The sequence below is a fragment of the Bartonella sp. AC329YNZD genome, from assembly GCF_042196685.1.
Taxonomy (GTDB): Bacteria; Pseudomonadota; Alphaproteobacteria; order Rhizobiales; family Rhizobiaceae; genus Bartonella.
The window spans coordinates 1-5,109 of sequence record NZ_JBHIQS010000038.1; the positions used below are offsets into that span (position 1 = coordinate 1).

General features: G+C 39.3%; 2 protein-coding genes. Both read left to right on the forward strand.

Annotated elements, in window-relative coordinates; genetic code table 11:
* Positions 1 to 62: 62 nt before the first annotated feature.
* Positions 63 to 293 carry a hypothetical protein gene (locus tag ACFIMW_RS08675; RefSeq protein WP_375608807.1) on the forward strand — a complete coding sequence of 77 codons (231 nt, stop codon included), beginning with the start codon at positions 63 to 65 and terminating at the stop codon, positions 291 to 293.
* Positions 290 to 5,109 (forward strand): hypothetical protein (locus tag ACFIMW_RS08680; protein WP_375608808.1); only part of this gene is annotated, 4,820 nt, incomplete at its 3' end. The genes ACFIMW_RS08675 and ACFIMW_RS08680, both read left to right, overlap by 4 nt.

Below are 5,109 nucleotides of genomic sequence, written 5' to 3' on the forward strand. Positions count from 1 at the left end.
TTAAAATATGTCTTTTTTGTGTTCTTAAGTGTGTTTCTAAAGGTTTTTTTGGGGAGTTCATTATGAAGAAATTATATACCATACAACTTTCTCATTTTTCTTTTGTTCAAATTCTTTCATTGGTTGTGGCAGCGACATTTGTATCGAATGTTACCTCTGTTTTTTCAGCAAATCCTGATTTTAGAAATACATTTGTTGAAGGTTTAAACGCGGTATCGGAAGGGGAGGGTTTTGCCATGAGTGTTTCCGCGTGTTGTAATGATGTTGAACTCTGTTGGAGGAGATTCTTATGAAAAAAAAATATTCCACACAAAATTTAATTAAAGTTGTCTCTCTTAATACGGTAATGGCGACACTCTTATCGAGTGTTTCTCCTGTTTTTGCGGCGAATCTCTCAATAACAGGAGAGATATTTAGAAGCACAAATAGTGTTAATGTCATGTATCCGTATGGTAGTCATGGGAGTGTTGTTTTTTCTGGTGATGATGACTTCTGTGGTGCAGACAATGTTATTGGTCGTGGCGGCAAACAACAACAAGGAATTGCTGATAATCGACGAATAACTGCAGAGCAACAATATAATAGATTTATTACTGATCAAGAGTTTAACGGTCGTCATCCTTATGGTACGACCACTGAACAGGTTATTTGGACGGGTGATGGATACACGGGTAGCACTAATGGTAAAGTTTTGGGTGCTTATATAGGGGGAAGTACTGGTGGTTTTACTAATGCATTGCCTGAGGCTTATGGTGCTTATTCTTTTGCAACAGGGTGTGGGTCTGCAGCGACGGGTAATTATTCAACCGTTTTTGGTTCAGGTGCGACAGCAAAGGCTGGAGGAGCGCAAGCCTTTGGTGTTTCCGCACTTGCAGGTGGTATAGCAAGTATTGCTATGGGCGTGGGATCAGAGGCGTCGGGGAAATCTTCAGTTGCTATTGGAGGGCTTGCAACTGCATTAGGTACAAATAGTGTTGCTTTAGGTACAGATGCTGAAGCTTTGGGGGCAGGTGCTATTGCAATAGGGGGCAGGCACTTTGAAAAAAACACAGATAATCCTATCGGAAAAGTAATCGCGTATGCTGAAAATGCGATTGCTATAGGTACGCAAGCGTATGCTGTAACGGAAAATTCGGTTGCCATTGGTGTAAATTCAAAGGCGCTTGTTAATGATGGTGTTGCTGTAGGTAGAGGATCTATCTCTGATAGAGACAAGAATGTTGCTGGTTATGATCCTCGCTTGAATGGTAGCTCGACAGAAACCGGTATAGCATGGAAAAGCACAACAGGAGCTTTTAGTGTAGGGGAAGTAGGTGGCGGGGGTAACGGTAAGCTAACACGACAAATTACCGGTGTGGCTGCGGGTAGTGAAGATACTGATGCAGTGAATGTTGCACAGTTAAAAGCTTTGCGAGATTTGGCATCAGGAGTTTGGAAACTCTCTGCTAACAATACCGATCCTACAGACGTGAATCCAGGTAGTACAATAGATTTTTCAGTGAAAAATAGTGAAGTAGGAAAAGATAACTTAAAAATTGCAAAAAATACTGCAGAAAATAAGCATAAAATTGAATTTACTTTGAGTGATACTCTCAAACTTACAAGCGTCACTACAGGTCAAAGCTCTATGAGTAATGAGGGCTTTAAGTTTATTGATGGTAATGGACCAAGCATAACTTTAAATGGTATTCATGCTGGTGATAAAAAAATTACAGGAGTAGCTAAGGGGAAAGAAGAAACCGATGCCGTTAACAAAGGTCAGCTTGATGAAAACATAACCACTCTTTCTAAAAATATTGAAGACGTGCGTTCTGTGGCAGTTCTTTATGATGAGGAAGAAGATTTAGAGGATGTTAATCTGCCTGCGAGATCAGTGCGTAAAGTTAATAAGAAGAGTGTGACTTTTGGTGATCCAGAAACAAGCACTGTTGCTTTGCATAATGTTGGAAAAGGTAAAATTACCAATGAATCACATGATGGCATAAATGGTTCTCAGCTTTTTGAAACAAATGATAAGATTTCTACTTATTTAGGCGGTGGTGCTGGTTATAAAGATGGAAAATGGAGTGCTCCTACATTCACGGTTAAAACCTTTGATACTGATGGAGAGGCAAGAGAAGAGACTTATCAGAATGTAGCGGCTGCGTTTGAAGGTGTTAATACAGCTCTCACGACTGTTCAGAATAAAATTAACAATGCGATTATTAATGTAAAAGGTGATAGCCTTGTTAAGTGGAATGAAGAGGCAAAGTTAATCAAGATAGGGGAAGAAAAAGAAGGCACTAAAATCGATATTACAAATAAGGATGGTCATAATCGGATTCTTTCTGGAGTTGCTGCAGGTACTTCAGATACTGACGCTGTAAATTTCTCACAACTAAAGACAATTAAAGAACAAGTAGAAGCCAGTAGCTTTGTGAAACAGGATGCTGAAACGAAACACATCACTATTGGTAAAGACACGGATGGTGACAAAATCGATATTGCCAACAACGAAAATGAAAAGCGTACTCTTACTGGTATAAAGGGTGGAGTGCTCTCAGCAGATTCAAATGAAGCAGTCATTGGTTCGCAGCTTTTTGAGACAAATGATAAGGTTGCGACCTATTTCGGCGGGGGCGCTAAATATGAGAATGGCCAATGGATAGCTCCTAAGTTTACGGTTACGACAGTTAAGAATGATGGCAACTCTGAAGAGAAGCAATACAATACTGTTGCGGAAGCTTTGGCAGGAGTTGGAAGTTCTATCACGAATGTTAAAAATGATATCACAAAGAAAATTAACAATGAAATTGCCAATGTGAAAGGTGATAGCTTTGTTAAGTGGGATGAAGATAAGCAACTAATCGAGATTGGCGCAGAAAAGTACGGTAATAAAATCACTATTTCCGATAATGATGGTAAGAGTCGAACTCTTTCTGGTGTGAAAGAAGCAGAACAGGACAATGATGCTGTTAACAAAGGCCAGTTAGATAAAGGTTTAAAGCAGTTGTCTGAGAGTCTTCAGTCAGATGAATCGGCTGTTATTCATTATGATAAAAAGGAAAAGGGTGAAACTGATTATACGAATATAACTTTAGGAAAAGGTAAGGGTTCTACCTCTGTTGGTCTTCACAATGTCGCTGATGGTATGATTTCTGAGAGTTCACATGATGCAGTCACGGGTGGTCAGATCAATACAATTGGTGAGGATATTGCTAAGTTCTTAGGTGGAGAATCCTCCTTTAAAGATGGCGCTCTTACACAGCCAACCTATAAATTATCCGAGGTTTCTGAAGAAGGTAAGATAAAAGATAAATCGTATACTGGTGTTGGCACGGCTTTTTCAGGTCTTGATGAAAATATCAAGCATGTAAGTCAGCGCATTAAAGAAGTATCAGAAGGCATTGCACAGGATTCTTTAAATTGGAGTAGTGCTGAGGGTGCGTTTTTAGCACAGCATGGGGAGAAAAAGGGAACAAAAACGAATAGCAAGATTAAGTTTCTTGCAAATGGAGAGGTTTCTGAAATCTCAAGTGATGCGGTAAATGGTTCCCAGCTTCACAGCTTAGGTAGCAGTGTTGCGCAGTACTTTGGTGGCGGTGCTGAATATAAGGATGGCGCATGGAGTGCTCCAAATTTCAAGGTTAAAACAGTTAAGGACAATGGTGGATCTGAAGAGCAAGAGTATAAAAATGTAGCGGAAGCTTTTGAAGGAGTTGGTACTTCTTTCGCGAATTTTCAAAATAAAATTACTAATGAGATTACCAACCAAATTAATCACCTTCAATCAGATGACTCAGCTGTTGTGCATTACGATAAAAAGGATAAAGATGAGATTGATTATACGAGTGTGACTTTAGGTAAAGGTAAGAATTCTACTCCTGTTGGTTTGCATAATGTTGCCGATGGTGTGATGTCTGAGAGTTCACATGATGCAATCAATGGTTCGCAGCTTTTTGCTACGAATAAGAAGGTTATAAATGTTACTGATAATCTATCAAAAGTTGCTGAAAATACATCGAAATATTTTGGTGGTAGTACAGATGTACTCGAAGGTATAGAACCAGCTTTCCTTATTCAGGGGAAAACGCATCATAATGTTTTTGACGCGTTTACTGCTATCAATACTTCTATCACAAATATTGATAATAAGATTTCTAAAGATATTGATACAGTAACTGCAACAGCAGTTCTCTACGATAAAGATGAAAATGGCAATGTTAATTATGGTAGTGTGACTTTAGGTAGCGGTAAGAGCAATGGGCCAGTTGCTCTCCTGAATGTTAAGGATGGTGCAATTTCCCAGGATTCTCATGATGCAATCAATGGTAGCCAGATTAATAAAATATCAGGAGATATTGCAAATTACTTTGGTGGGGATGCAGCATTTCAGGATGGTGCTTTTGTAGGCCCTAGATATAATCTATCTCAAGTGTCTGCAGATGGTAACGTAGAACAGAAAACCTTTGAAAATGTTGGTGATGCTTTGACGGGGCTTGATGTGAATGTCAAAAGTGTGAATCAGCGCTTAACGAATGTATCCAATGAGTTTAATCAGAAAATTGAAGGTATCACGAAAGATGCTTTATTGTGGGATGATGAAGAAGGAGCATTTGTTGCACGTCATGAAAAAGATGGGCAGAAGACAAAGAGCAAATTAAAGTATCTTTTGGATGGTGAGATTGCCGAAGGTTCAACGGATGCCATTACAGGGAACCAACTTTATCTCATAAGCAACCAGCTTGCTAATTATTTCGGTGGCGGTGCCAAATATGGGAATGGCAAATGGACAGATCCTACTTTTAAGATTGTTCAAGTCAATGCTGATGGCACAGTTGGGGAGGAAAAGAACTATAATAATGTTGCTGAGGCGCTTGGTGGTGTTACTGGCGGTATGGTGAACATAAATAACCGTATTAATGATGTCATCAACAATGTTGATTCAGATGCTTTAAAGTGGAATGATAAAGAAAAAGCCTATGATGCTGGTCGCGATGGAAAGCCGAATAAAATTATTAATGTAGCCGATGGTAAAGTTGAAAAAGGTTCGAAAGATGCGGTTAATGGTGGACAACTTTGGGAAACCAATGAACGTATCACTGGTGTTGAAAAAGATGTTAAGCATAT

Coding starts and splice junctions, on each gene's coding strand:
- ACFIMW_RS08675 (WP_375608807.1), top strand. CDS start 63: ATGAAGAAATTATATACCATACAACTTTCTCATTTTTCTTTTGTTCAA.